This is a genomic window from Streptomyces sp. ISL-98 (genome assembly GCF_018614055.1).
GTDB classification, from domain to species: Bacteria; Actinomycetota; Actinomycetes; order Streptomycetales; family Streptomycetaceae; genus Streptomyces; species Streptomyces spiramyceticus.
Genome location: NZ_JAGGPB010000022.1, coordinates 16,828 through 40,882, shown reverse-complemented (window position 1 = coordinate 40,882; position 24,055 = coordinate 16,828). Strand labels below are relative to the sequence as shown.

Here is a 24,055-nt window from a genome sequence, read left to right as displayed (position 1 = left end):
GGACACCGGCCCTGCGGGCCTTGTACTCCACGAACTGTCCGAGCTGGGCGAAGGCCCAGGAATGCAACGCGACCCATTGGGGCTTTCTCAGTCGTACCCGCTGGAAGACGGTGGCGCAGCCGTTGAGCAGGACGACGGCGTACAACTGCCCCAGTGTGAGGGCGTCCAGCGCCCACGCGACCGGCACCGACGCGAACAGGGCGGCCCGCGCCAGATCCGCGGCGATCAGTACGCGGCGCAGGCGCATCCGGTCCACCCAGGCCCCTGCGGGCAGGCCGATGAGGAGGAAGGCGATGGTGCTCAGGGTGGCGAGGAGCCCGACCTGGCCGGGGCTCGCGTCCAGGGCGGAGACCGCGATCAGCGGTACGGCGACGTAACCGACGTTGGTGCCCAGCTGGCTGAGCGCGGTGGCTGTGAAGAGCGTACGGAAGTCGGGGATCCGCCAGGGGGTGTTGGTGGGCATGACCGGTACGCTGCCGGGCTCCCAGGTCCCGTACCAATGATTTAGCCTCTGGTAAATGGTGAACCAGGCGCAGGAGGGCCGGGCCGGAGGCGGCACGGTGGAGATCGAGTTCACGGCCGAGGACGTGGCCCGTACGCGCTTCGCCGTCTCCCCGCTGTGGGAGGTCGTGGCGAGCGTGCGCGTGCTCAAGGGCGCGGACGAGCAGGGCGTGCACCGGCGGTGGGCCGAGCAGGTGCGGCCGCTGCTCGCGGCGGCGAAGCTGGACCTCGCGCCGCTGTTCGGCCGGATCCCCGTGCCCACGGTCGGCATCCCCTCATTCCTCGTGCCGCCGCCCACCACGCCGCAGCCTTCGCTCGATGTGGAGCTGGCGACGCTGCGGTCCACGCCGTACGACCTGCTGCGTACGACGTCACCGGGGGCCCACGGGGCTGTTGCGGCGCTGCGCGAGGATCCGGAGCGGGGTCTCGGCCGACTGGCCGAGGTGATCGCCGCGTACTGGGAGGTGGCACTCGCGCCGTACTGGCCGCGCATCCTCACCCTGTTCGAGGGCGACATCCTGCACCGCGCCAAGCACTTCGCGGAAGGCGGCGCCCGGCGTCTCTTCGCCGACCTCGACCCGCAGTTGGCCTGGGACGCGGGCACCCTGCAGATGGCCCATCGCTGCACCCGAGGGGTGCGCCGGCTCGACGGCCGGGGGCTGCTGCTCGTCCCCTCCGCCTTCGTCTGGCCGCGGATCTTCTCCACCCTCGGCAGCGACGACTGGCAGCCCACGCTGCGCTACCCGCCGCGCGGCATCGGCACGCTGTGGGAGCAGCGCCCGCAACCGTGCTCCAACGCCCTGGCGGGTGTACTCGGCCGTACGCGCGCGCTGCTGCTCGCCGAACTGGCCGCCCCTGCCTCCACCACGGACCTGGCCCGCCGCATCGGCCTCACGCCGGGCGGTGTCTCCCAGCACCTGACGGCGCTGCGCGCGGCGGGTCTGGTGCGCGCGCACCGCACGGGGCGTGTGGTGCTCTACGCACGGACGAGTGCGGCCGAGGCGCTGGTGGCCGCCGGCTGACAGCCTCACCGCGTCACAGGCCCGGTGCACCCCACAGGGGGAACCAGCGGCTCAGGTCCTTCTCGATGCGCAAGTCGTCCTTGACGACGGCTCTGATCTGAAGCTCCAGTGAGTTGTCGCGCTTTTCACCGGGCAGCGGAGCGAACGGATAGAAGCTGCCGCGCTTGTAGAGGTAGACCAGAGCGAGCCTGCGCAGTTCGGCGTCCTGGAAGGTGACCAGCGAGCAGAGGAGCTGGGGGCCGAAGCCGCTGTCCTGAAGGGCGGTGTTCACGGCATGCAGGTCGTTGACGAGGGCGGGCAGTTCGGTGGGGTCGCGGCGGGAGAGCAGCCACGCATACCCGTAGGTGTCGCGGCTGAACTCCACGGGCACGCCGCCCCGTTCGGAGTCCGCGTCCAGAAGGGCTCGTACCTCCTGCTGGACTTGTGCGAACGCCCCGCCCTCAATGGCGGCGAAGCACACCGAGCCCAGGCCGGTCGGGGTGAAGCCGACCGCCGCCTGGAGGGTGATGCCCGCCGAGGGAAGGCCGAAGAGCTGGTCCAGGTCGGGCTTGACCGGCTTGCTCCGGCCGAACAGGGCGTCCAGGAGACCCACGGGACCTCAACTCCTCCTCATGATGATTCGCCGCCTCATGACGATTCGCCGCCCAGCCGCGCGGAGATCTCCCCGAGCGCTTCGAGGCGGCGCTCCAGCGTCGGGTGGGTGGAGAACAGGTTGGCCAGCGTCGTGCCGGGGCCGAGCGCAGGGGTGAAGAAGAACGCGTTGAACGCCTGGGCGGTACGCAGATCCCTGGTGGGGATACGGGCGATGTCGCCGCTGACTTTGGTCAGCGCAGACGCCAGAGCGGAGGGCTTGCCGGTGAGCATGGCCGCAGCGCGGTCGGCGGCCAGTTCGCGGTAGCGGGACAGCGCGCGGATGAGCAGGAAACTGATGGCGTACACGAGGGCCGAGACGCCCATGACGACAAGGAGCGTTACGGCGGTGTTCTGGTCGCGCTGGCGTCCGCCGAACAGCTGGGAGTAGAAGGCGAACCGGACGACGAGTCCGGCGATCACGCCCAGGAACGACGCGATGGTGATCACCGCGACGTCGCGGTGTGCCACATGCGAGAGCTCGTGGGCGAGGACGCCTTCGAGTTCCTCGGTCTCCAGCCGGCGCATCAGTCCGGTGGTCACGCAGACCACCGCGTGGTCGGCGTTCCGTCCGGTGGCGAACGCGTTGGGCAGATCCATGTCGGAGACCGCCACCCGGGGTTTCGGCATGTCCGCGGTGGCGCACAGGCGGTCGACGACCCCGTGCAGCCGGGGCTGTTGCTCAGCGGTGACGATGTGGCCGCGCATGGCGAACAGGGCGATCCGGTCGGAGAACCAGAACTGGGCGCCCAGCAGCACGACGGCGATGACGATCACCAGGGCGACGGACTTCAGCAGCACGATCAGCGCGGCGATGAACGCCACGTACAGCAGGCCCAGCAGGAACATCGTGACGACCATGCGGGCGGTCAGCTGCCGGTCGGGCTCGAAGCGACTGCGCAGCACCATCACCATCACCCCATTACCCCGGGATCAGGCCCTCGTCGGAGAGCATTTCGCGTACCTGCTGCAGGCTGGTGTGCTCGTCGGGCAGCACCAGCCTGGACGGTGTGATCACTTCTTCCGGCACGGGCGTGCCGAGGGTGCGCACCGCGTCCAGGAGGGCCGACAGGGCGGAGGCGAACGCCGCCTCGTTGCCCGCGTCGGCCGCCGACTGGAGGGCGGCGTCCAGCTCGTTGAGGCGGCCGAGGTGTTGTGGGGCGATCTCGTACTGGCCCTCGCCGAGAATCCGCATGATCATGGCGTTGCCTCCCGGCCCGTCGATCCCTTCGGCGACGGAGCGGCCTCCACCTCCGCCGGGGCGGAGGACGCAGGCAGCTCGGCCTTCATCCGGGCCAGCTGGGTCTCCACGTCCTGGCCGGTGGTGACTGCCTCCAGCTCGGCCTGGATGTCGTCACGTCCGGCCGGCAGGGTGGCATCCTCCAGTACGCCGGAGGCGATCAGCTCGTCCAGCGCACCGGCGCGGGCCTGCAGTTGCTCGGTCTTGTCCTGTGCGCGCTGCATGGCCAGACCGACGTCGCCCATCTCCTCGCCGATACCGGTGACGGCCTCGGTGATGCTGGTCTGGGCCTCGGCCGCGGTGTAGGTGGCCTTGATGGTCTCCTTGCGCGTACGGAACGCTTCGACCTTCGCCTCCAGGCGCTGCGCGGCGACGATCAGCTTGGCCTCCTGGTCCTGCAGGGCGGCGTGCTGACCCTGCAGGTCGGTGATCTGCGCGCCGGCGGCCGCACGGCGGGTGAGCGCCTCCCGGGCCAGGTCCTCACGCCCGGCGGCGAGCGCCTGCTGTGCCTGGCCGTCCAGTTTCTCCCTGGACAACTGCAGCTGCTTGACCTGCAGCTCCACGCGTTTGCAGCTGGTAGCCACGTCGGCCAGGCCACGCCGTACCCGCCGCAGCATCTCAAGCTGCTGCCCGTACGAGTAGTCCAGAACCTCGCGCGGATCCTCGGCCCTGTCCAGCGCCTTGTTGGCCTTGGTACGGAACAGAGCGGCCATGCGGCGGGCGATGCTGGTCATGGCGACCGCCTCCCTCTCGGCGTAATCCCATTGTCCTGTCACAGTCCTCACCGGGCAAAGCTCGGGCAGGTACGGGCGGTGGCCCGCGCGGTCACGACGACTGCGGTACGACGGCGACCGGGCAGTAGGCGTGGTGCAGCGCGGCGTGCGCCACCCGGCCCAGCTGGAGACCGAGGTGGCCGTGGCGGCGCCGGGCCGCCCCCACAATGATCATGTCCGCGGCGGCCGAGCGCTCCACCAGCACCTTGTGGGCCGGGCCCTCGACCGTGTCGCGGCGCACCACAACCTCCGGACGCTCACGTACGGCCTCACCGAGCGCCTCCTCGATCAGGCTCGCCGCCTGCTCCTCCAGGTAGTGCTCCGGGCCGCCGACGATCAGCGGATGGTCGACAGGCTCGTGTGCCGGACTGCGCCAGGCGCGTACGGCATCGAGGGTGCAGCCCCGGGCCTCCGCCTCGCGGAAGGCGAAACGGACCGCCGCAGACCCCTTCGGCGGCTCGGCGACACCGAGCAGAATCCGCTCGTGCGTACCCTCCAGGCCCGCCTTGTCGCCGCGCACCACGATGACCGGACAGTGGGCGCGGGCGGCCACGGCCAGGCCCACGGAACCCAGCAGGAGGTCCCGGATTCCGCCGCGGCCCCGTGACCCCGTGATCAGGGCCGAGGCATTGCGCCCCGCGTCCAGCAGTGCGGTCACGGCGTCCTCCGCCAGGACGTCGACCGAGACTGCCACGTCCGGGTTACGGCGGTGGGCGCGCTCGGCGGCGACTCCCACCACGGTGTCGGCGGGCGCATGCCTGGTGGGGCGGCCGAGGGTGTGTACGTCGAGTGACGTTCCCTCGTACCGCTCCCACCTGGAGGCGTTCACCAGGCGCAGCGGAAGCCCGTGACGTGCGGCCTCGCCGACGGCCCAGTCGACGGCCAAAAGGCTGGAATCCGACCCGTCCACGCCCACCACCAGGGGCAGCAACATCGTCCCCACCGCCTTCCGTCGGACCGCCGGGAGAAGCTCCTGTACCAACCGTCGCACCGGCGCGGCGCAAACGGACGGCCGTGCGACATCCCCTCGTGGCGCCCAGACTGACCATGGACGCAAAGGATGTGATCAGCATGTCGGACAACGAAGTGCGAGGCACGCACCGCCGGCCGCCCAGGGACGGGCGTGGCGACATCGGCAGGCGCGTGACGGCACGCCGTGAGCAGCTCGGGCTCTCCCGCGAGGAGGTCGCCCTGCGCGCCGGATCCGCGCCCGGCTACCTCCAGTACATCGAGGAGCAGCCCTCGGCGCCGGGCATCGGTTTCCTGCTGCGGCTCGCCGACGCGCTGGAGACGACCGTCGTCGAGCTGACGGGGGGCAATGTGGAGCTGCCCCCGGGCATGGGCCGTGCGGGCCACCGTCCGGTGATGCTGGAGCTGAGCCCCGACGAGTGCCGTGCCCTGATGTCGACGCACGGTGTGGGCAGGGTGGCCGTGACCACTGCGGACGGGCCTGCCATCGTGCCGGTCAATTACCAGGTGACGGACGGCGCCATCGCGTACCGGACCGCCGCCGACGCGGTTCCGGCCGCCGCTGCGGGCAGCGAGGTGGCGTTCGAGGTGGACCACATCGACGATGCGATGAGCCAGGGGTGGAGCGTGCTCGTCGTCGGGACCGCTCGTGTGGTCACGGATCCCTCGGTCGTACGACGGCTGGAGGCCGAGGCGCACACGTCGCCGTGGGCCGGGGGCGACCGCGGGCTGTGGCTGATCATCGAGCCCACTCGTATCAGCGGCCGCCGGATCAAGGTCGCTTAGTTCCGGCTGGTTCCGGTTAGTTTTCGTGAGTTTCGGTTAGCCGGGAAATGGGCGGAGTGACCGCACGGCCATCGAAGGAGGTCCGAAGTCCATGACTCGCCCACTGATCGCAGGCCTGGACGGCTCGGCCGAGAGCCTGGCCGCTGCCCGCTGGGCGGCCCGCGAGGCGCTGCTGCGTGGCAGCCGCCTCGATCTCGTCCACGCGGAGGAGTACCCGACCACCGCCACCGTCCCGATGGCCGGTCCGGATGTGCAACGACGGTGGGCGGACACACTCCTCCACGAGACCGCGGACGACCTGCGCAACCGCCATCCCGAACTGGAGATCACCACGCGCCGGGTCGAAGGCCGGCCGTTCGAGGTCCTCTCCGCCGAGGCGGCGGCGGCCGAGATGCTGGTGCTCGGCTCCCGTGGGCTGGGCAGCATCGTGGGGTTCCTCGTCGGTTCCGTCGGCATGGCCACGATCAGCGCCACCGAACAGCCCGTCGTACTCGTACGGGCCCCGAGCCTGCCGGACGAAGAGACTCCTGCCGGACTCCCGCACGGCGACGTCGTGGTCGGCGTCGACATCCACCAGTCCTGCGACAAGCTCCTCGGCTTCGCCTTCGACGAAGCCTCCAGGCGCGGCGCCACGCTGCGCGTCGTGCACGCCTGGAGCCTGCCTCCCACCTACAGCTACGCGTCCGCTCTCGAACCGGACATCCAGCTCGACGTCGGCCAACGCGTGACCCAGGCGCTCAGCAACCTGCTGCTCCCCTGGAGAGGGCGGTACCCGTCGGTGACGGTCGACGAGAAGAGCGTCGCCGGTCCGGCGGCGCAGCAGGTGCTGTACGCGGGCGACGGCGCGGGGCTGGTGGTGGTCGGGCGCCGCATCAGGCGTTCACCGCTGGGTGGGCACATCGGCCACATCACCCATGCGGTGATCCACCACGCGGCGTCGCCGGTCGCGGTCGTCGCCCACGACTGAAGCCTCTGCTCACTGAAGCCTCTGCTCTCCCTCCGCAGGGCTGCTGCTCCTCCGGAACCTCTCTACGACTCCACCACCGTCCAGCCGTATGCCGGGGCGGTACGGCCGTTCTCCGGTCCCGCTCCCACGGACTCGAGGTCGCGGTCCGCCGCCTTCATCAGCTGCCCGGCGATGTCCTTCATGGCGCGGCTCGCCGCGAGTTCGTCGCCGATCTCGGGAATGTCCACGTCCTGGGGGCTGCACCGGGCAACCCCCCGGCCGGTGAGCGTCGTTGCTCCGGTGTCCAGCACCGCCTCGGCCTTCGTCGTGCCTTCCTCCTCGGAGAGGTGCACGCGCACATTCCATTCGAGCGTCCTGTTCATGACACTCCTCCTCGCCCACGCAAGGTCGTCGTCCGCCGCAGGTGCGCGGTTCTTAGTTCAGGATCCCCCCTCAGCCGCGGTACGTCTCCAGCAGCCGCAGCCACACCTCGCTGATCGTCGGGTAGGCCGGGACCGCGTGCCACAGGCGGTCGACCGGGACCTCGCCCGCGACCGCCACCGTCGCCGAATGGAGGAGCTCGCCGACGCCGGGGCCCACGAAGGTGGCGCCGAGCAGGATCTCGCGGTCCAGGTCGACGATCATGCGGGCCCGGCCGCGGTAGCCGTCGGCGTACAGGCCCGAGCCCGCGACCGACGCCAGGTCGTAGTCGACCGCGCGCACCCGGTGCCCCGCCGCTTCGGCCTCCGCGAGGCTGAGCCCGACAGCGGCCGCCTCCGGGTCGGTGAAGACCACCTGGGGTACGGCGGCGTGGTCGGCGGTGGCGGAGTGGGCGCCCCAGCGGGCGGTGTCCAGAGGGTCACCGTGGGCCCTGGCGGCGATGGCGGCGCCGGCGATGCGTGCCTGGTACTTGCCCTCGTGCGTCATCAGGGCCCGGTGGTTGACGTCGCCCACGCCGTACAGCCAGTCGCTGCCCTCGACCCGGCAGGTTTCGTCGACCGTCAGCCACGAGCCCGGCTTCAGGCCGACCGTGTCGAGGCCGATGTCGTCGGTGCGCGGTGCTCGGCCGGTGGCGAAGAGGACCTCGTCGGCCTCGATCCGCTCACCGCCTTGGAGGACGACGGTGACCGGTCCGCTGCCGTCCGCGCGCTCGACGGAGGCCACGGAGGCGCCGGTACGTACGGTGGCGCCGGCGTCGGTCAGTGCCTCGGCGACCAGCTCACCCGCGAACGGCTCCATCCTCGGGAGCAGGCCCTTTCCGCGTACGAGCACGGTCACCCGGGAGCCGAACGCCTGCCAGGCCGTGGCCATCTCCACGCCGACCACTCCCCCGCCGACGATCACGAGCCGCCCCGGCACGTGCTTCGCGCTGGTCGCGTCGCGGCTGGTCCAGGGGTTGGCGCCGGCCAGTCCCGGCAGGTCGGGCACGACGGCCCGGCTGCCGGTGCATACGGCGACGGCGTGCCGGGCGGTGAGTGTGTGCCGTTCGCCGGCCGGGCCCTCGACGGTGATCCGCTTGGGGCCTTCGATGCGGCCCTGGCCTCGGTAGATGTCCACGCCGATCGACTTCAGCCAGTCCACCTGGCCGTCGTCCTTCCAGTTCGACACGTAGTAGTCGCGGTGGGCGAGCACCGCCGGCACGTCGAGGGGTCCTTGCACCGACCCGCTCAGTCCCGGGACGCGCCGCGCGTCGGCGCGCGCGATCACCGGGCGCAGCAGGGCCTTGCTGGGCATGCAGGCCCAGTACGAGCACTCGCCGCCGATCAGTTCGCTCTCCACAACTGCCGTGCTCAGTCCGGCGGCTCTGGCCCGGTCGGCCAGGTTTTCGCCGACGGGGCCGGCTCCCAGCACCACAACGTCGTACTCCGCTGTATCCGTCATACGGGCAGTCTGGTCGGGGGTGTGCGCGCCGGCCAGCCGGGCAGACGGAATACCGCGAGCCCGCACGTCGTTGTGCGGGACGGCTTCGCCCGTTATGCCAGGAAGAGGAGCAACCATGTCCACTGTCGAGCTCACCAAGGACAACTTCGATCAGGTCGTCAGCGACAACGACTTCATCCTGATCGATTTTTGGGCTTCCTGGTGCGGTCCGTGCCGACAGTTCGCCCCGGTTTTCGAGAGCGCGTCCGAACGCCACGAGGACCTGGTTTTCGCCAAGGTCGACACCGAGGCGCAGCAGGAACTGGCCGCGGCTTTTGAGATCCGCTCCATTCCGACGCTGATGATCGTGCGCGACAGGGTGGCGGTATTCGCCCAGCCCGGCGCGCTGCCGGAGGCGGCGCTGGAGGATGTGATCGGCCAGGCCCGCAAGCTCGACATGGACGAGGTCCGCAAGTCCGTCGAGGACGCGAACGCGAAGGAAGCGGGCTGAGGCGAGGGAACTCGAACGCCGGACGGGCTGAATTCAGCCCGTCCGGCTTTTGGCGAGCGCGCCGCGCCTAGGGGGAGACCGACCGGACACCCCCTAGAACGGGTGGTCCGCCGGTTCGCGGCGCACCGTCGTCCAGCGCAGTTCTGTGAACGCCTCCAGATTCGCCTCGCCGCCGAACCGCGCCCCGGTCCCCGACGCCGCGACCCCTCCGAACGGCGCCACCGCCTCGTCGTTCACCGTCTGGTCGTTGATGTGGGCGATGCCGGTGGGTATACGGTCCGCAAGCTCCAGGCCGAGGGCCGTGTCGCGGGTGACGATGCCGAGCGAGAGGCCGTACGGGCCCGCCGAAGCGAGGGCCGCCGCCTCGTCGAGGGTCGAGAAAGAACGTACCGGCGCGACCGGGCCGAACACCTCCTCGGCGTACGCGGGGGTTTCGTCGTCGACGCCCGCCAGAACAGTCGGCCGGTAGAAGAGGTCGCGGTGCGTGCCGCCCGCAACGAGCTTCGCACCGGCCGCAGTGCTGGCCTCGACCAGGCCGTGGATCTTGGCGAGTTGACCCCGGTCGATGATGGGACCGAGGTGCACCTGCTCGCGGTACGGGTCACCGACGGCCAGCGATTTGGCCTTGGCGGCGAGCCGTTCGACGTACTCCTCGTAGAGCGAGGTGTGGACGAGGTGGCGGCCCGTGGTCATGCATATCTGGCCCTGGTGGAAGAAGGAACCCCAGGACGCCTGGGCGACGGCGCCTTCGAGGTCGGCGTCCGCCAGCACGACGAGCGCGGAGTTCCCGCCCAACTCAAGGTGTACACGCTTGAGTTGGCGCCCGGCCGCCTCTCCGACCGCGCGCCCCGCCGCCGTGGACCCGGTGAAGGACACGACCGGGACACCGGGGTCGGCCACGAGCGCCTGCCCGGCATCGGCGCCGCCCGGCAGGACATGCAGCAGCCCCTCGGGCAGCCCCGCCTCGGCGAATACGGCGGCCAGTGCGAGGCCGCCGCAGACCGCGGTACGCGGATCGGGCTTCAGCAGAACGCTGTTGCCCAGTGCCAGGGCCGGCGCCACGGAGCGTATGGACAGAATCAGCGGGGCGTTGAACGGCGCGATGACGCCGACCACTCCGACCGGCACCCGGCGCGTGTACGACAGCCGGGGCGCCTCGCTCGGCAGCACCTGACCGGCCGGGCGGGAGGCGAGCGCGGCGGCCTCGTAGCACTCCTGGGCGGCCACATGCAGCTCGAAGTCGGCCTTGCCGGGGATGGACCCCGACTCCCGTACGAGCCATTCGCGCAGCTCATCGGCGTGCGCCGCGAAGAGGTCACCGGCGCGGCGCAGCACCGCGGCCCGCAGGAAGTGCGGTGTACTCGCCCATGCCGCCTGCGCGGCCCCGGCGGTCCGGGAGGCCGCCCCGACGTCGTCCGCGGTGGCGAGCGTGAGACGGCCCAGCGACTCGCCCGTTGCGGGCTCGACGACGTCCGACTCACCGCCCGAGAGCCGGACGGACTGCCAGGTCTTGGGGTCGAGCAGGGGCATGCGGATCTCCAGTCACTCGGTCGCTGGGCGCGTGGGCGCCCAGTCGAGGGGAAGTCCCGTGTAATTCGCGGCGAGTTCGGCGGCGGCGGGCCGGGAGGCCGCGAGACGGTGCAGCCGTGCGAGATGCACTCGACCGTCGAACGCATTCTCGTTTGGTTGACTGTGCAACATCGTAGTCATGTCGTACGAGAAACGGGTGGCTTGCCACACACGTTGCAGGCACAACTCCGAGTAGGCGTCGAGGAGTTCACTGGATCCGGTGCGTTTGTGGTGCTCGAAGGCGCGGGCCAGGACGCGTACGTCGGACACGGCCAGGTTGAGCCCCTTGGCGCCGGTCGGCGGCACGATGTGCGCGGCGTCGCCGGCCAGGAAGACCCGCCCGTACCGCATCGGCTCGGTGACGTAACTCCGCATCGGCGTAACGGACTTGGACGTGATCGGGCCACGCGCCAGGTTCCAGTCCCCGTCGACCGCGAAGCGCCGGTCGAGCTCGTCCCAGATCCGGTCGTCGGACCAGTCGGCGGGGTCGGTGCCGTTCGGGACCTGGAGGTAGAGGCGCGACACACTGGGCGAGCGCATGCTGTGCAGCGCGAAGCCGTCCTCGCCGCGTGCGTAGATCAACTCGTCGCAGGAGGGCGGTACATCGGCCAGGATGCCCAGCCAGGAGTACGGATAGGTCCGCTCGTACGTACGCCGCACACCGGCCGGGATCGTGTCGCGCGCGATGCCGTGGAAGCCGTCGCAACCGACGACGTAGTCGCACTCCAGGGTCTGCTCGCGGCCGCCGTGGGTGAAGCGGACGACCGGGTGGTCGGACTCCGGCTTCTCGACGGCCAGCGCCTCGGCCTCGAAGAACAGCGGTGGCCCTTCGGCGAGTTGGAGCGCGACGAGGTCCTTGACGACCTCGGTCTGTGCGTACACCATCACCGACCGGCCGCCGGTCAGGCCGGGGAAGTCGATGCGGTGGCGCTGCCGGTCGAAGCGCAGCTCGATGCCGCGGTGCACGAGCCCTTCGGCGTCCATGCGGGCGCCCGCACCGCAGTCGCGGAGTGCGTCGACGGTGCCCTGTTCGAGGATTCCGGCGCGCTGGCGCTGTTCGACGTATGCCCTGGTCCGGTTCTCCAGTACGACGCAGTCGATGCCGGCGGTGTGCAGCAGCCGGGCCAGGAGGAGCCCGGACGGGCCGGCTCCGATGATCCCTACGCTCGTGCGCACCCGCTCAGCGCTCCAGCACCAGGGCGAGGCCCTGGCCGACCCCGATGCACAGGGCGGCGAGCCCCGTGCCCGATCCCGCGGCGGCCAGCTGGTGGGCGACCGATCCGGCGAGGCGGGCACCGGAGGCGCCGAGCGGGTGGCCGATGGCGATGGCGCCGCCGCGCGGGTTGACCACGGCAGGGTCGAGATCCGGCCACTCGGCGAGGCAGCCGAGCGACTGGGCGGCAAAGGCCTCGTTGAGCTCGAACGTGGTGAGGTCGGCGAAGGTGCGGCCCGCCTTTACGAGCGCCCGCTGCACCGCCTCCACCGGACCGAGGCCGAAGAGCTGCGGCTCGATGCCGGTGACGGCGGAGGTGCGGATGCGGGCGAGCGGCTCGCGGCCGGTGGCGCGCAGGCCCTCTTCGTCGACGATCAGGAGGGCCGCCGCGCCGTCGTTGAGCGGCGAGGCGTTGCCCGCCGTGACGCTGCCGCCGTTCTTGCGGAAGGCGGGCTTCAGCTTGGCGAGGGCCTCCATGGTCGAGCCCTCGCGGATGCACTCGTCCCGTACGAGATCCACGCCGTCGTACGGCACGACCTCACCGTCGTAGAGCCCCTCGGCCCAGGCCGCGGCCGCCTTCCGGTGGCTGGCGAGCGCGAACGCGTCCTGCTGCTCGCGCGTGATGGCGTGCTTGTCGGCGATGAGCTCCGCGCCCTCGCCGAGCGAGACGGTCCACTCCTCGGGCATCCGCGGGTTGGTCATGCGCCATCCGAGCGTCGTCGAGTGGAGCTGCTGGTGTCCGGCGGGGAAGGCGCGCTCCGGCTTCTGGAGCACCCAGGGGGCGCGGGACATCGACTCGACGCCGCCGGCAATGGCGACCGATGCGTCGCCAAGGGCGACGGCGCGCGCCGCCTGGATGACGGCTTCCAGGCCGGAGCCGCAGAGGCGGTTGACGGTCACGCCCGGGACCGAGGCGGGGAGCCCGGCGAGCAGGACGGCCATCCTGGCCACGTCGCGGTTGTCCTCTCCCGCGCCATTGGCGTCGCCGAAGTAGACGTCGTCGATCCTGGCCGGGTCGAGGGCGGGGGTGCGGGCGACGAGCGACTTGACGACGTGCGCGGCGAGGTCGTCGGGGCGTACGGAGGAGAGGGCACCTCCGAACTTGCCGATCGGGGTACGGACGGCGTCGACGATGTAGACGTCGCGGATGCTCATCGGATCTCTCTCCCGCAGTGGTGGAGTGTTTCGCCTGTATTCACGTGTTCGCAGAATGAACTATCGTTCAGTCCTGACCTTCGTCCCGAGTCTCTGCGGACCGCCGTCCGCTGTCAACGGCCTGCCGGAAGGAACCAATGCCGAGCACCGTGCCGCCCGCCGAATCCGTGGGCCCGTTGGAGCGCGGGCTCACCGTGCTGCGCGCCCTGTCCGCGCCCGGCGCCGACGACCGGATGCGGCACAGTGATCTCGTACGGAGCACGGGCCTGGCGCGCTCCACGGTCGACCGCGTGGTGTCGACTCTGGACCGGCTCGGCCTCGCGCGCAGCGACGGCCGCGAGGTGACGCTCGCACCGCCCTTGATGGAGCTGCCCGGTGCCTATCTGGCGGCGTGCGGCATTCCGGCGGCGCTCGGGCCCGCGGCGGAACGGCTGGCGGACGAGTTCGACGAGTCGGTGTCGGTGGCGGTGCCGGACGACGGCGTGGCGGGAGTGCGGTTCGTACTCCAGACGACGCGGCAGCGCACCATGTCGCTCGCGTTCCGGATCGGTGATCTGCTGCCCGCCGAACGGTGCGCGCCCGGGGCCCTGTTCGCGGCGGAATGGGACGCGGAGAGCCGGCGGACGTGGCGCGAGCGGCAGGCCGCGGACCCGCTGGACGCCGGCTTCGCCACCGTGCCGCCCCTGGCCCGGCCGCAGGATCCGGATGCCTTCGAGCGGCGGATGGCGCGGGCGGGCGCGGAGGGCTGGGCGTGCGACGACCAGCTGATCGAGCCCGGGCTGGTCGCGGTCGCCGTACCTCTGCGCGACGGGGCGGGGCGGACAGTGTGCGCGGTGAGCGTCGTCAGCCACACCAGCAGGCACACCCTGGACTCGCTGCGCGCGACGGTGCTGCCCCGACTGCGGGCGGTGCGCGGCGAGTTGGAGGCGGCGCTGGCGGCGCCCCGTCCGGCGCCGTCGGGGATCACGCCCGTACGGGACACCTCGCTGGAAACGAAGCGCGAGCTCGGACCCGGCTTTCTCCAGTCCCTGGCGCGCGGCCTCGCCGTCCTCGGCGCGCTCGGCGCCGACCGGGGCGAGGGGATGGCTCTGACGGCGGTCGCCGACGCGACCGGGCTGGCCAGGGCAACGGCCCGGCGCTCGCTGATCACGCTGGAGCAGATGGGGTACGTCGCCACGGACGGACGCCGGTGGCGGCTGCTGCCCCGCGTCCTGGAACTCGGCTGCGCCCGCCTCTCGGAGCTGGGGCTCGCCGAGATCGCGCAGCCGCATCTGGTGTCGCTGGTACGGCGCGTGCACGAATCGGCGTCGCTGGCGGTGCTCGACGGCGCCGACATCCGCTACGTGGCGCGTGTCCCCACGGTGCGCATCATGAGCGTCAACATCACGGTGGGGACGCGGTTTCCGGCGTACGCGACGTCCATGGGCCGGGTCCTGCTGGCGGGCCTGGCGGCTGGCGAGCGGCCACTGCTGCCGGAGGTGCTTCCGGCGCTGACCCGTCGTACGGTGACTGCCCCTGGGGAGCTCGGCCGGATCATAAAGCGGGCGGCTGCGGACGACTTCGCCCTGGTCGACGAGGAGTTGGAGGAGGGCCTGCGCTCTCTGGCGGTGCCGGTGCGGGACGGGCGCGGGCGTGTGGTGGCCGCGCTGAACGTGGCGAGACACGCGGCGCACGGTACGCCGGAGGAGATGCGAGCGGGCCTGCTGCCGGCGCTGCGGGAGACGGCGGCGGCGATCGAAGCGGACCTGCGGGTGCTCGGCGGGGCGATCGGCGTCCGCTAGGGGGTGGGGGTGCGGTTGCCTGCGGCGCAGTTCCCCTACCCGCCCCGTTCAGCCCGTCCGGCGTTTGAGGACACTCCCCCAGACTTCGTCCGGGGGTCTGGGGAGGAGCCCAGTTCGGGAAGGGGCGGGGTGGGGAAAAGCGCCGCAGGCAACCCGCACCCGCCGAGCGCGCCGCACCCCACCCACCGTCAGCTCGACTCCCGCGGAACCGCCCGCGCCGCCATCAAGTCATGGCGTTCCACCGCACCCCCCGGATCCCGCACCACCCGGTCGACCAGCTCAGCCATCTCCCGCCCCGTCGGCATCTCCACATGCACGGTGCTCAGCCGCGGCCTCAGCAGCTTGCCGAGCAGCAGGTCGTCCGCGCCGACCACCGCGCACTCCCCCGGTACGTCGACGCCCGCGTCCTGGAGCGCCCGCATCAGCAGCTGGGCGTACTCGTCGTTGTACGCGTACACCGCATCGAGGCCGAGATCGCGCCAGCGTGCGGCGAGCCCCGCCGCGGACTCCTCGTCGTAGGCCATCGTCAGCGCCTCGACCCGCGCGCCTGCCCCCGCCCCCGCAACGGCCTTCCGCACGCCTGCCAACCGCGGCTTCGAGAAGAGCTCCAGCCCCGGCTCGGCGGGGACAACAACACCAATACCCCGCCGCCCCTGCTCCAACAGGTGCTCCGCAGCGGCCACGCCGATCGCCCTCTGGTCCATGACCAGCGAGTGCGCGCCCTCCACCCGCTGCGGACCGAGCGTTATGACCGCCTTCGCACCCGAGCGCTTCAGCACCTGCACACCGTGCGCGGTGAGCGCGATCTCGCCCAGCGACAGGACCGCCACCGGACGCAGTTCCGCCCACGCGCGGGCCGCCTCGTCCGCGCCGAGGCCGATGCTGCCGTACTGCACGACCGTGTAGTCGAGGGCCCGCAGCGCCCACTGGATCTCGTTGAGGAACTGGCCGTAGAGGGGACCCACCGGGATGTGCGCCGTGGGCAGCAGCACGATCCGCGTGTGCCCGGCCCGCAGACTGCGCGCGGCGGCGTGCGGCACGTAACCCAGCTCCTCGGCGGCCTCGCGCACCCGACGGCGGGTCGGTTCGCTGATCCTCACCGCCGAGGTGTTGTTGAGGACGTACGAGACGGTGGCGCGCGAGACGCCTGCAAGGCGTGCGACATCGGTGCTGGTCGGGACGGGGCCTTCGGCGGACTGCTTCGGTGTCTGGCTCATCGCGTTGGGCATCTTTTCAGATCGATAGGGAGCAGGGTCTGGCGGATGGCCGGAATTGAGTGCTACACAATGCTCACACACGCAGCTGACACGTGTAACCACCCCTTTCACCTCCCTCTTCCGACGCCCCTGGAGGGCACCGTGGCCTTTTCCTCCCCCGGCACCGGCACCGGCACCGGCACCACGAACGCCGGAACAACCACCCCGCCCCGGCCCACTCGCGGGCTGCTGCCGCTGCTGCTCATCGGCAACACCGCCATGTACACGCTCTACATCGGTGTCGGCGGCGTACTCCTGGCCCTCCAGGTCGAAGACGTCGACCCCGCGCACAAGGTCGCCAACCTCGGCATCGTGGCCGGTGTCGCCGCGATCTTCGCGACGGTCTTCAATCCGGTGGCCGGCGCGCTCTCCGACCGCTCGGGGCGGCGCAACCCCTGGATCCTCGGCGGCGGCCTGCTCGCAGTTCCCGCGATGTTTCTGCTCGGCAGCGTGCACACGGTCCTGATGATCACCATCGCCTGGTGTCTCGGCCAGGCCGTGATGAACGTCTACCAGGCCGCCATCACCTCGGTCGTCCCCGACCGCGTCCCGATGACCGCACGCGGCAAGGCATCGGCCGCCGTCGGCCTCGGGCTCCCCTTCGGCAGTACCGCCGGGGCGCTGCTCGGCGCCGCGTACTCGGACGACTACCGCACCGGTTACCTCATCTTCGGCGCACTCGTCGCGGCCTCGGCCGTGCTCTTCACCGGCTGCGCCCGTGAGCAGCGCATGCCGGTCCGCGAGTCCTTGCCCATGCGGGCCCAACTGGCCGCATTCGCCAGTGCGTTGAGATCCCACGACTTCCGCTGGGCCTTCATCGGCCGAGCGCTGCTGATCCTCGGCTACTTCGCCGTGAACGGCTTTCTCCTGTACATCATCAAGGACCACACCGTCCTGCCCGCCGGGCTGAAGCCCGAGGACGCGGTGGCGATCATGATGCCGGTCACCAGCGTGGCCATGATCGTATCGACCGTCCTCGGCGGTTACCTCTCGGACAGGTTCGACCGGCGCAAGCTGTTCGTCGGCGCGTCGGCCGCGCTGTCGGCCGTCGCCCTGGTCATCCCCGCCGTTTCGACGAGCTGGATCGCGATGCTCGCGTTCGCCGCCGTCAACGGCCTGGCCTTCGGCTGCTACATGGCCGTGGACACCGCGCTCGTGACGATGGTGCTGCCGAAGGCCGAGGACGCCGCTCGCGACATGGGCGTACTCAACATCGCCAACGCCGGGCCGCAGATCGTCGCACCGTTCATCGCCTCGGTGATCGTGAGCGTCGGCGGCTACACCGCTCTCTTCCTCGTCGCGGCGGCGCTCGCGGTACTGGGCGCGCTGGCCGTACGCCCGATCCGCTCAGTCCGCTGACCGCCCGTAGGACCCCGTCGCACCTCGTACCACCACGAAAGGCAGCATCACCGTGCAACTCCACACCCACACCTGGGGCGATGGCGATCGCATCGCGCTTCTGATCCACGGCATCATGGCGGACCACCGCACCTGGCGACGGGTCGGTCCCGCGCTCGCGGACAAGGGTTACAAGGTCATAGCCGTCGACCTGCGCGGCCACGGCGCCAGCGAGCGCGGCGAGTACAGCAGCGAGTACAGCCCGGAGGGTTTCGCCGACGACATCGTCGATACGCTCCCGGCCGGCGCCGAACTGGCCATCGGCCACTCCCTCGGCGGCCTCACCCTCTCCCTCGCCGTGGAACGGCTGCGCCCGCAGCGCGCGGTGTACTCCGACCCGGCGTGGCATCTCGCCGTCACGGACGAGGGCTTCGGCCCCGAGGTGTTCGCCCGGTTCAAGGCCGCGCCCAGGGAGCGGATCGCGGCGATGAACCCGCGCTGGGACGAGGAGGACATCGACATCGAGCTGGAGACGCTACGGGTCTGGGACGAGGCGTCGGCGCGCGGCCTGGCCGCCCTGTCCGGCGTCGATCTGCTGCCCGCCGAACCCGTGGTGCCTTCGCTGGTGCAGCTCGCCGATCCGAGCTTCCTGATCGACGCGGCGAGGGCCTCCGTGCTTGAGGAGCGTGGCTTCGAGGTCCGCACCGTCGCGGGCGCGGGCCACACGATCCACCGTGATGACTTCGACGCGTTCATGGCGTCGCTGGACGGCTGGATCTGAGCCGGCCTGATCAGTCGGACACGCCCTGAGGGAGCCGGTCGGCGAACGCCGTGCGGAATGCGCCGAGGACCGCCGCCTCGCGTGTCCGGTCAAGAATCGCGAAGACGACCTCGTCGAAGTGCCGCGCGAAACGGCCGTCGCCGGTGAGGTGTGTACGGAACGCCCCCGCCACCGCAGCGGGTTCGTTCATGAAGACGCCGCAGCCCCAGGCACCCAGCACCAGCCGCCGGTAGCCGCAGGCCGCGGCCGTCTCCAGGACCCTCTCGGCGCGACTCACGAGCGCGGCCGTGACGCGGTCCGCCTCCTCGGGGAGGCGGCTGCGGATCACTCCCGCGTTGGGCGCGGGCGAGGTCAGGAATCCGACGGCGTACGGCGTGTGGAGCAGCTCGCCGCGGTCGTCGCGGAAGACCGGGACGGCCGGTGAGTGGATGACCCGGTCGGTGTAGAACGGGCTGCGGTCCTCGCGGTGGTGAGCGTAAAATCCGGGGGCGCGCAGCAGGGTCGCGTACAGCGCGGAGCCGCGGCAGAGCGCCTCCTCCTGGGCCTGTGCACCGTTGAGGTAGCCGCCGCCGGGGTTGCGCGCGGAAGCGAAGTTGAGCACCGCGACAGCGCCGGATCCGGCGGCGGTCAGCCTGCGCGCGGCCTCCAGGCTGCTCTCCCCCGTGACCTCGAAGGCCGTCGTACGGTCCGTGGCGGGCGAGACGGCCACCGGCTCCGGGCCGTAGATCCGGGTGCCCGTCAGGGCGGCGGCCAGTGCGTCGCCGATCGGCACGTCGCGGCCGTCCGGGGCGGCGTACCAGCCCATCCGGACGATCGCCTCGGTCTCTTTCGCGATTCCGCGCAGTCGTGCACTCACAGGTCAGATCGTCGGTCACCGCCCGCCCTGGCGCAACGGAGTTTCCGCGCCGAAGGGACACCCTTGTGCGATTCTGCGTCTGTGGCTTAGCTGGAGTGCGATGCCCGTCCCGGCCCCCGGGGCGGGCTCCAGCACGATCCGACAAGGAGGCACAGGCCATGCCAAGAGGTGGCTTCCCGCAGGACGGCCAACCGGTCACCGAAGCCGGTGCGGAAGCGTTACTGCGCGGCATCTGTTTCAAGACAGGTCCGCCGAGCACCGTCGGTGTCGAACTCGAATGGTTCATCCACGAGCTCAATCTTCCCGAACTTCCCGTCGGACCCGCCCGCCTCGAAGCGGCCCTGACCGCTCTGCGGACCCTGCCGCTGAACTCGGCGCTCACCGTCGAGCCGGGCGGCCAGCTCGAACTCAGCTCACTCCCGGCCTCGTCCCTGACGGAGTGCATCGACTCCGTTTCCGCGGATCTTGACCTCGTACGCGCCGCATTGCTCACCCGGGACCTCGGCCTCACCGGCATCGGCACGGATCCCTGGCATCCCCCGAAGCGCCTTCTGCGTGAGCCGCGTTACGACGCGATGGAGGCGTATCTCGACCGGGCAGGCCCTGCCGGCCGGGCCATGATGTGCTCGTCGGCGTCCGTCCAGGTCTGTCTCGACGCGGGTCACGAGGAGCCGGGCCCGCTCGGCTACGGGCGGCGCTGGCTGCTGGCCCATCTGCTCGGCGCCGTACTGTCGGCGGCCTTCGCCAACTCCCCCTTCCACCACCGGCGCCGTACCGGATGGCGGTCCACCCGCCAGGCCCTGTGGACGGAGATCGAGCCCGGCCGCTCCTTCGCCCCGCAGCTCGACGCCGAGCCGCGCGGCGCGTGGACGGACCGCGCGATGGACGCTCCCGTGATGTGCGTCAGGGGCGGGGACGGCGAGGCGTGGGACGTACCGGAAGGGCTGTCCTTCCGTACCTGGATACGCTCCGGGGCGCCGCGGCCGCCGACCCGCGCCGACCTCGACTACCACCTGACCACGCTCTTTCCGCCGGTACGGCCGCGCGGTCACCTCGAACTGCGCATGATCGACGCGCAGCAGGGCGAGAACGGCTGGATCGTTCCGCTCGCGGTGACCACGGCGCTCTTCGACGATCCGGAGGCGTCGGAGATCGCGTACCGGACCGTCAAGCCCCTCGCGGACACCGCAGGGGCGCAGCCTGCCCCGCGCAATCCGCTGTGGATCAACGCCGCGCGGTACGGGCTGGCCGACGCCGAACTGCGGGCGGCCGCCACCGTCTGCTTCGACGCGGCGCTCGACGCCCTGCCCAGGATCGGCGCGTCCACTGCCGTGCAGTGCGCCGTAGCCGAGTTCACCGAGCGGTACGTCGTGCGCGGGCGATGTCCGGCCGACGATCTGCTCGACCCCGCTCACGGGAAGGACATCCGCACATGACCGGCCCCACCGACCCTGCCGGCCCCGTCGACCCCGAATCGCTTCGCGCCCTCGCCGTCGACGCGCTGCTCAGGGCTCGCGAGCGCACCTCCGCGCTCACCGACTGCGTCGACGACGGTGAACTGACCGCGCAGCACTCGCCGTTGATGTCGCCGCTGGTCTGGGACCTGGCGCACATCGGCAACCAGGAGGAGCTGTGGCTGCTGCGGGCCGTCGCGGGCCGCGATGCGATACGGCCCGAGATCGACTCGGTGTACGACGCCTTCGAGCACCCGCGCGCCGCCCGCCCCTCGCTGCCGCTGCTCGCACCCGCCGAGGCCCGGGTGTACGCGGCGGACGTGCGCGGCAGGGCACTCGACGTACTGGAGCGCACTTCGCTGCGCGGCAGCCCGCTGCTCGACGCGGGCTTCGCCTTCGGGATGGTCGCGCAGCACGAGCAGCAGCACGACGAGACCATGCTGATCACCCACCAGTTGCGGCGCGGGCCCGCCGCCCTCACCGCTCCCCCGCCGCCGCGTCCCACGGCGACAACGGCGGGCCGGCCGTCCGAAGTCCTCGTACCGGGCGGCCCGTTCGCCATGGGCACCTCCACCGAGCCGTGGGCGCTGGACAATGAGCGGCCCGCGCACCACCGCTTCGTCCCGTCGTTCTTCATCGACACGGTACCGGTGAGCAACGGCGCGTATCTGCGCTTCATGGCGGACGGCGGCTATACGGACGAGCGCTGGTGGACAGCCGAGGGCTGGGCCCAGGTACGGAAACACGACCTCTCCGCCCCACTGTTCTGGCGCCGCGAGGGCGGCGAGTGGCTGCGCCGCCGCTTCGGGGTGGTGGAGCCCGTACCGGAGGACGAGCCGGTGCTGCATGTGAGCTGGTACGAGGCCGACGCGTACGCGCGATGGGCGGGCCGGCGGCTGCCTTCGGAGGCCGAGTGGGAGAAGGCGGCCCGGCACGATCCGGTGTCGGGGCGCTCGCTGCGCTATCCGTGGGGCGACGCCGATCCCACTCCGGAGCGGGCCAATCTCGGCCAGCGCCACCTGCAGCCGGCGCCCGTGGGCGCGTACGGCGCAGGTGAATCCCCGCTGGGCGTACGGCAGTTGATCGGTGACGTCTGGGAGTGGACGTCGAGCGACTTCCTGCCCTACCCCGGCTTCGCCCCCTTCCCGTACCGCGAGTACTCCGAGGTCTTCTTCGGCAGCGCGCACAAGGTGCTGCGCGGGGGTTCCTTCGCCGTCGATCCGGTGGCGTGCCGTGGGACCTTCCGCAACTGGGACCTGCCCGTGCGGCGTCAGATCTTCTCCGGATTCCGTACGGCACGGGACGCTCCGGATGCGGAAGGTGGTATCTGATGTGCCGTCACATGGCATGCCTGGGGCCGGAAGTGCCGCTGGGCGACCTGCTGGTGAAGCCCGCGCACGGCCTGTACCGCCAGGCGTGGGCGCCGCGCCTCCAACAGCACGGGACGGTCAACGCGGACGGCTTCGGCGTCGGCTGGTACGCCGAGGGCGACCCGGTGCCGGCCCGCTACCGCCGCCGGGGGCCGATGTGGGCCGACGCGTCCTTCGCCGACCTGGCCCGGGTCGTACGCTCCGGGGCCGTGCTCGCAGCGGTCCGGGACGCCACCGAGGCGGGGGCCGACGGGGAGGCCGCGGCGGCGCCGTTCGCCTCGGGGCCCTGGCTGTTCAGCCACAACGGCGCACTCAAGGGCTGGCCCGGCTCCGCCGCGCCGCTCGCCGCCACCCTGCCCGCCGCCGAGCTGCTGACCCTTGAGGCGCGCTGCGATTCGGGGCTGGTCTGGGCGCTCGTACTGCACCGGCTGCGCGACGGCGACGAGCTGGGGCAGGCACTGTCCGACACCGTCCTGGAGCTGGCCGAGGCCGCGCCGGGATCACGGCTGAACCTTCTCCTCACGGACGGCGAGACGGTCGCCGCGACCACCTGGGGCGACACGCTCTGGTTCCACGCCGAGTCCGGCCGCCGCACCATCGTGGCGTCCGAGCCCTACGACGACGATCCGCACTGGCGCGAGGTCCCGGACCGCACGCTCTTCGCCGCCACCCGCACCGACGTTCTGCTGACACCGCTCAAGGAGCCCACTGCGTGAGCCCGTTCCTGCTGACCCGCACACTGCCCGAAGACGCGACCGATGCCGACCTGCGCGCCGACGTGCTGCACGGACTGTCCCGTACACCCAAGGTCCTGCCGCCGAAGTGGTTCTACGACGCGCGCGGCAGCGAGCTCTTCGATGAGATCACCCTCCTTCCCGAGTACTACCCGACGCGCGCGGAGCGGGAGATCCTGATCGCCCGCGCCCCCGAGATCGCGGCCGCCACGCACGCGCGCACGCTGGTCGAGCTGGGCTCGGGCTCGTCCGACAAGACCCGCCATCTGCTGGACGCGCTGCCCGGGCTGCACAGTTACGTCCCGGTGGACGTCAGCGAGAGCGCCCTGAGCGCGGCCGCCGCATCGCTGCTCGACGAGCGCCCCGGCCTGTCTGTGCACGCGCTGATCGCCGACTTCACCCGCGGTCTCGCACTGCCGGGGACACCGGGTCCGCGGCTGGTCGCCTTCCTCGGCGGCACGCTGGGCAATCTGCTGCCGGACGAGCGCGCGGTGTTCCTGAAGTCCGTACGGTCGCTGCTGGCGCCGGGGGACGCGCTGCTGCTCGGCACCGACCTGGTGAAGGACGAGGCGACGCTCGTCGCGGCGTACGACGACGCGCAGGGCGTCACCGCCGCGTTCAACAAGAATGTCCTGTCCGTCATCGACCGCGAGCTCGACGCGGACTTCGATCCCGACGACTTCGACCATGTCGCGGTCTGGAACCGCGAGCACGAGTGGATCGAGATGCGGCTGCGGGCGCGCAGCGCGCTCACCGTGAAGGTCCGCGAGCTGGATCTCGTGGTGTCCTTCGAGGCGGGTGAGGAGATCCGTACGGAGGTCTCGGCGAAGTTCCGCCGGGACGGTGTACGGGCCGAACTGGCGGAGGCGGGGATGGAACTGCGCCAGTGGTGGACGGACCGGGAGGAGCGGTTCGCGCTGTCGCTGTCCGTGGCGGTGTAGACGACGCCGAAGGTTTGCGAAGGGGCGTTGCGAGGGGCCGGCAGGGAAATTCCCGCCGGTCCCTCGTCTCGCGGACCGGCGGAGGGTGGGGCACGGTGGTAGCAGCAGTGGACGAGGAGAGGAAGAGTCGCATGTCCGACCACACCTACCGGGTCACCGAAATCGTCGGAACCTCGCACGAAGGCGTCGACCAGGCGATCCGCAACGGCATCGACCGGGCCAGGCAGACTCTGCGGGGTCTCGACTGGTTCGAGATGACGCAGGTGCGCGGCCACATCGTCGACGGCCGGATCGAGCACTTTCAGGTGGGCCTCAAGGTCGGCTTCCGGCTCGAAGACAGCGCCTGATCGACACCGCCCGATCAGAACT

25 protein-coding genes are annotated in these 24,055 nt (G+C 71.3%); 12 read left to right on the top strand and 13 right to left on the bottom strand.

The annotated features are described in order from the left end of the window. The coding region (locus tag J7I98_RS16395; RefSeq protein WP_214921446.1) for an MFS transporter at nt 1–463 on the bottom strand (463 nt) is incomplete at its 3' end. Between the two features lie 55 nt (nt 464–518). Here J7I98_RS16395 and J7I98_RS16390 point away from each other — a divergent pair. Beyond that, nucleotides 519–1,523 (top strand): helix-turn-helix transcriptional regulator, encoded by a 1,005-nt coding sequence (locus tag J7I98_RS16390; RefSeq protein WP_214921445.1) that lies wholly within the window; start codon nt 519–521, stop codon nt 1,521–1,523. A 13-nt stretch (nt 1,524–1,536) separates the two neighbouring features. On the opposite strand, the gene J7I98_RS16385 is transcribed toward J7I98_RS16390, so the two are convergent. The 5 genes from J7I98_RS16385 to J7I98_RS16365 form a co-directional block, all read right to left on the bottom strand. Further along, a complete protein-coding gene (locus tag J7I98_RS16385; protein ID WP_214921444.1) occupies nt 1,537–2,115 on the bottom strand; it encodes a hypothetical protein in 579 nt (192 codons plus the stop codon). Between the two features lie 35 nt (nt 2,116–2,150). After that, complete coding sequence (htpX, locus tag J7I98_RS16380; protein ID WP_214921448.1) at nt 2,151–3,056, bottom strand: zinc metalloprotease HtpX; 906 nt, start codon at nt 3,054–3,056, stop codon at nt 2,151–2,153. Between the two features lie 19 nt (nt 3,057–3,075). After that, nucleotides 3,076–3,354 carry a hypothetical protein gene (locus J7I98_RS16375; RefSeq protein ID WP_214921443.1) on the bottom strand — a complete coding sequence of 93 codons (279 nt, stop codon included), beginning with the start codon at nt 3,352–3,354 and terminating at the stop codon, nt 3,076–3,078. Next, complete coding sequence (locus J7I98_RS16370) at nt 3,351–4,127, bottom strand: PspA/IM30 family protein (protein ID WP_214921442.1); 777 nt, start codon at nt 4,125–4,127, stop codon at nt 3,351–3,353. Before J7I98_RS16370 ends, J7I98_RS16375 begins: the two co-directional genes overlap by 4 nt. A gap of 91 nt (nt 4,128–4,218) precedes the next feature. After that, nucleotides 4,219–5,100: a universal stress protein gene (locus J7I98_RS16365; RefSeq protein WP_214921441.1), complete on the bottom strand. Its 882-nt coding sequence runs from the start codon at nt 5,098–5,100 to the stop codon at nt 4,219–4,221. A 137-nt stretch (nt 5,101–5,237) separates the two neighbouring features. Here J7I98_RS16365 and J7I98_RS16360 point away from each other — a divergent pair, with 137 nt between their 5' ends. Both J7I98_RS16360 and J7I98_RS16355 read left to right on the top strand, forming a co-directional pair. Further along, nucleotides 5,238–5,921 (top strand): pyridoxamine 5'-phosphate oxidase family protein, encoded by a 684-nt coding sequence (locus J7I98_RS16360; protein ID WP_251020726.1) that lies wholly within the window; start codon nt 5,238–5,240, stop codon nt 5,919–5,921. Nucleotides 5,922–6,012: 91 nt separating this feature from the next. Further along, nucleotides 6,013–6,888: a universal stress protein gene (locus tag J7I98_RS16355; RefSeq protein WP_214921439.1), complete on the top strand. Its 876-nt coding sequence runs from the start codon at nt 6,013–6,015 to the stop codon at nt 6,886–6,888. 62 nt (nt 6,889–6,950) lie between these two features. On the opposite strand, the gene J7I98_RS16350 is transcribed toward J7I98_RS16355, so the two are convergent. Then, nucleotides 6,951–7,250 (bottom strand): DUF1876 domain-containing protein, encoded by a 300-nt coding sequence (locus J7I98_RS16350; RefSeq protein ID WP_214921438.1) that lies wholly within the window; start codon nt 7,248–7,250, stop codon nt 6,951–6,953. A gap of 70 nt (nt 7,251–7,320) precedes the next feature. Next, entirely contained in the window at nt 7,321–8,748 is a 1,428-nt protein-coding gene (locus J7I98_RS16345; protein ID WP_214921437.1) for an NAD(P)/FAD-dependent oxidoreductase, read from the bottom strand. Between the two features lie 115 nt (nt 8,749–8,863). Here J7I98_RS16345 and trxA point away from each other — a divergent pair, with 115 nt between their 5' ends. Further along, nucleotides 8,864–9,238, top strand: coding sequence for a thioredoxin (trxA, locus tag J7I98_RS16340; protein ID WP_214921436.1), 375 nt, complete (start codon nt 8,864–8,866; stop codon nt 9,236–9,238). Between the two features lie 93 nt (nt 9,239–9,331). Here the strand turns inward: trxA and J7I98_RS16335 are convergent, their stop codons facing one another. Genes J7I98_RS16335 through J7I98_RS16325 form a run of 3 tightly spaced genes read right to left on the bottom strand, consistent with a single transcriptional unit; the run spans nt 9,332 to nt 13,175 of the window. Beyond that, complete coding sequence (locus J7I98_RS16335; RefSeq protein WP_214921435.1) at nt 9,332–10,768, bottom strand: benzaldehyde dehydrogenase; 1,437 nt, start codon at nt 10,766–10,768, stop codon at nt 9,332–9,334. Nucleotides 10,769–10,780: 12 nt separating this feature from the next. Continuing rightward, nucleotides 10,781–11,983, bottom strand: a complete 1,203-nt coding sequence (locus J7I98_RS16330; protein ID WP_214921434.1) for a 4-hydroxybenzoate 3-monooxygenase — start codon at nt 11,981–11,983, stop codon at nt 10,781–10,783. Nucleotides 11,984–11,987: 4 nt separating this feature from the next. Continuing rightward, nucleotides 11,988–13,175 (bottom strand): thiolase family protein, encoded by a 1,188-nt coding sequence (locus J7I98_RS16325; protein ID WP_214921433.1) that lies wholly within the window; start codon nt 13,173–13,175, stop codon nt 11,988–11,990. 137 nt (nt 13,176–13,312) lie between these two features. On the opposite strand from J7I98_RS16325, the gene J7I98_RS16320 reads away from it, so the two are divergent. Continuing rightward, on the top strand, nt 13,313–14,956 hold the full coding sequence (locus J7I98_RS16320) for an IclR family transcriptional regulator C-terminal domain-containing protein (RefSeq protein WP_214921432.1): 1,644 nt from the start codon (nt 13,313–13,315) through the stop codon (nt 14,954–14,956). A 188-nt stretch (nt 14,957–15,144) separates the two neighbouring features. Here the strand turns inward: J7I98_RS16320 and J7I98_RS16315 are convergent, their stop codons facing one another. Continuing rightward, nucleotides 15,145–16,173, bottom strand: coding sequence for a LacI family DNA-binding transcriptional regulator (locus J7I98_RS16315; protein ID WP_214921431.1), 1,029 nt, complete (start codon nt 16,171–16,173; stop codon nt 15,145–15,147). A 141-nt stretch (nt 16,174–16,314) separates the two neighbouring features. On the opposite strand from J7I98_RS16315, the gene J7I98_RS16310 reads away from it, so the two are divergent. Then, a complete protein-coding gene (locus tag J7I98_RS16310; RefSeq protein WP_214921430.1) occupies nt 16,315–17,571 on the top strand; it encodes an MFS transporter in 1,257 nt (418 codons plus the stop codon). Between the two features lie 52 nt (nt 17,572–17,623). After that, nucleotides 17,624–18,331 (top strand): alpha/beta fold hydrolase, encoded by a 708-nt coding sequence (locus J7I98_RS16305; RefSeq protein ID WP_214921429.1) that lies wholly within the window; start codon nt 17,624–17,626, stop codon nt 18,329–18,331. 10 nt (nt 18,332–18,341) lie between these two features. Here the strand turns inward: J7I98_RS16305 and J7I98_RS16300 are convergent, their stop codons facing one another. Beyond that, the gene (locus J7I98_RS16300; RefSeq protein WP_214921428.1) at nt 18,342–19,187 is read right to left on the bottom strand and encodes a TIGR02452 family protein; all 846 of its coding nucleotides are present in this window, start codon (nt 19,185–19,187) and stop codon (nt 18,342–18,344) included. 158 nt (nt 19,188–19,345) lie between these two features. Between J7I98_RS16300 and egtA the strand changes: the two genes are divergently transcribed. From egtA to J7I98_RS16275, 5 genes are all read left to right on the top strand, one after another. Continuing rightward, on the top strand, nt 19,346–20,623 hold the full coding sequence (egtA, locus tag J7I98_RS16295) for an ergothioneine biosynthesis glutamate--cysteine ligase EgtA (protein ID WP_214921427.1): 1,278 nt from the start codon (nt 19,346–19,348) through the stop codon (nt 20,621–20,623). After that, nucleotides 20,620–21,972 carry an ergothioneine biosynthesis protein EgtB gene (gene egtB, locus J7I98_RS16290; protein WP_214921426.1) on the top strand — a complete coding sequence of 451 codons (1,353 nt, stop codon included), beginning with the start codon at nt 20,620–20,622 and terminating at the stop codon, nt 21,970–21,972. The genes egtA and egtB overlap by 4 nt, the downstream gene beginning before the upstream one ends. Further along, nucleotides 21,972–22,727 carry an ergothioneine biosynthesis protein EgtC gene (gene egtC, locus J7I98_RS16285; RefSeq protein ID WP_214921425.1) on the top strand — a complete coding sequence of 252 codons (756 nt, stop codon included), beginning with the start codon at nt 21,972–21,974 and terminating at the stop codon, nt 22,725–22,727. Before egtB ends, egtC begins: the two co-directional genes overlap by 1 nt. Continuing rightward, complete coding sequence (gene egtD / locus J7I98_RS16280) at nt 22,724–23,686, top strand: L-histidine N(alpha)-methyltransferase (protein WP_214921424.1); 963 nt, start codon at nt 22,724–22,726, stop codon at nt 23,684–23,686. The genes egtC and egtD overlap by 4 nt, the downstream gene beginning before the upstream one ends. Nucleotides 23,687–23,817: 131 nt before the next feature. Then, a complete protein-coding gene (locus J7I98_RS16275) occupies nt 23,818–24,033 on the top strand; it encodes a dodecin (RefSeq protein ID WP_214921423.1) in 216 nt (71 codons plus the stop codon). The last annotated feature ends 22 nt before the right edge of the window (nt 24,034–24,055 follow it).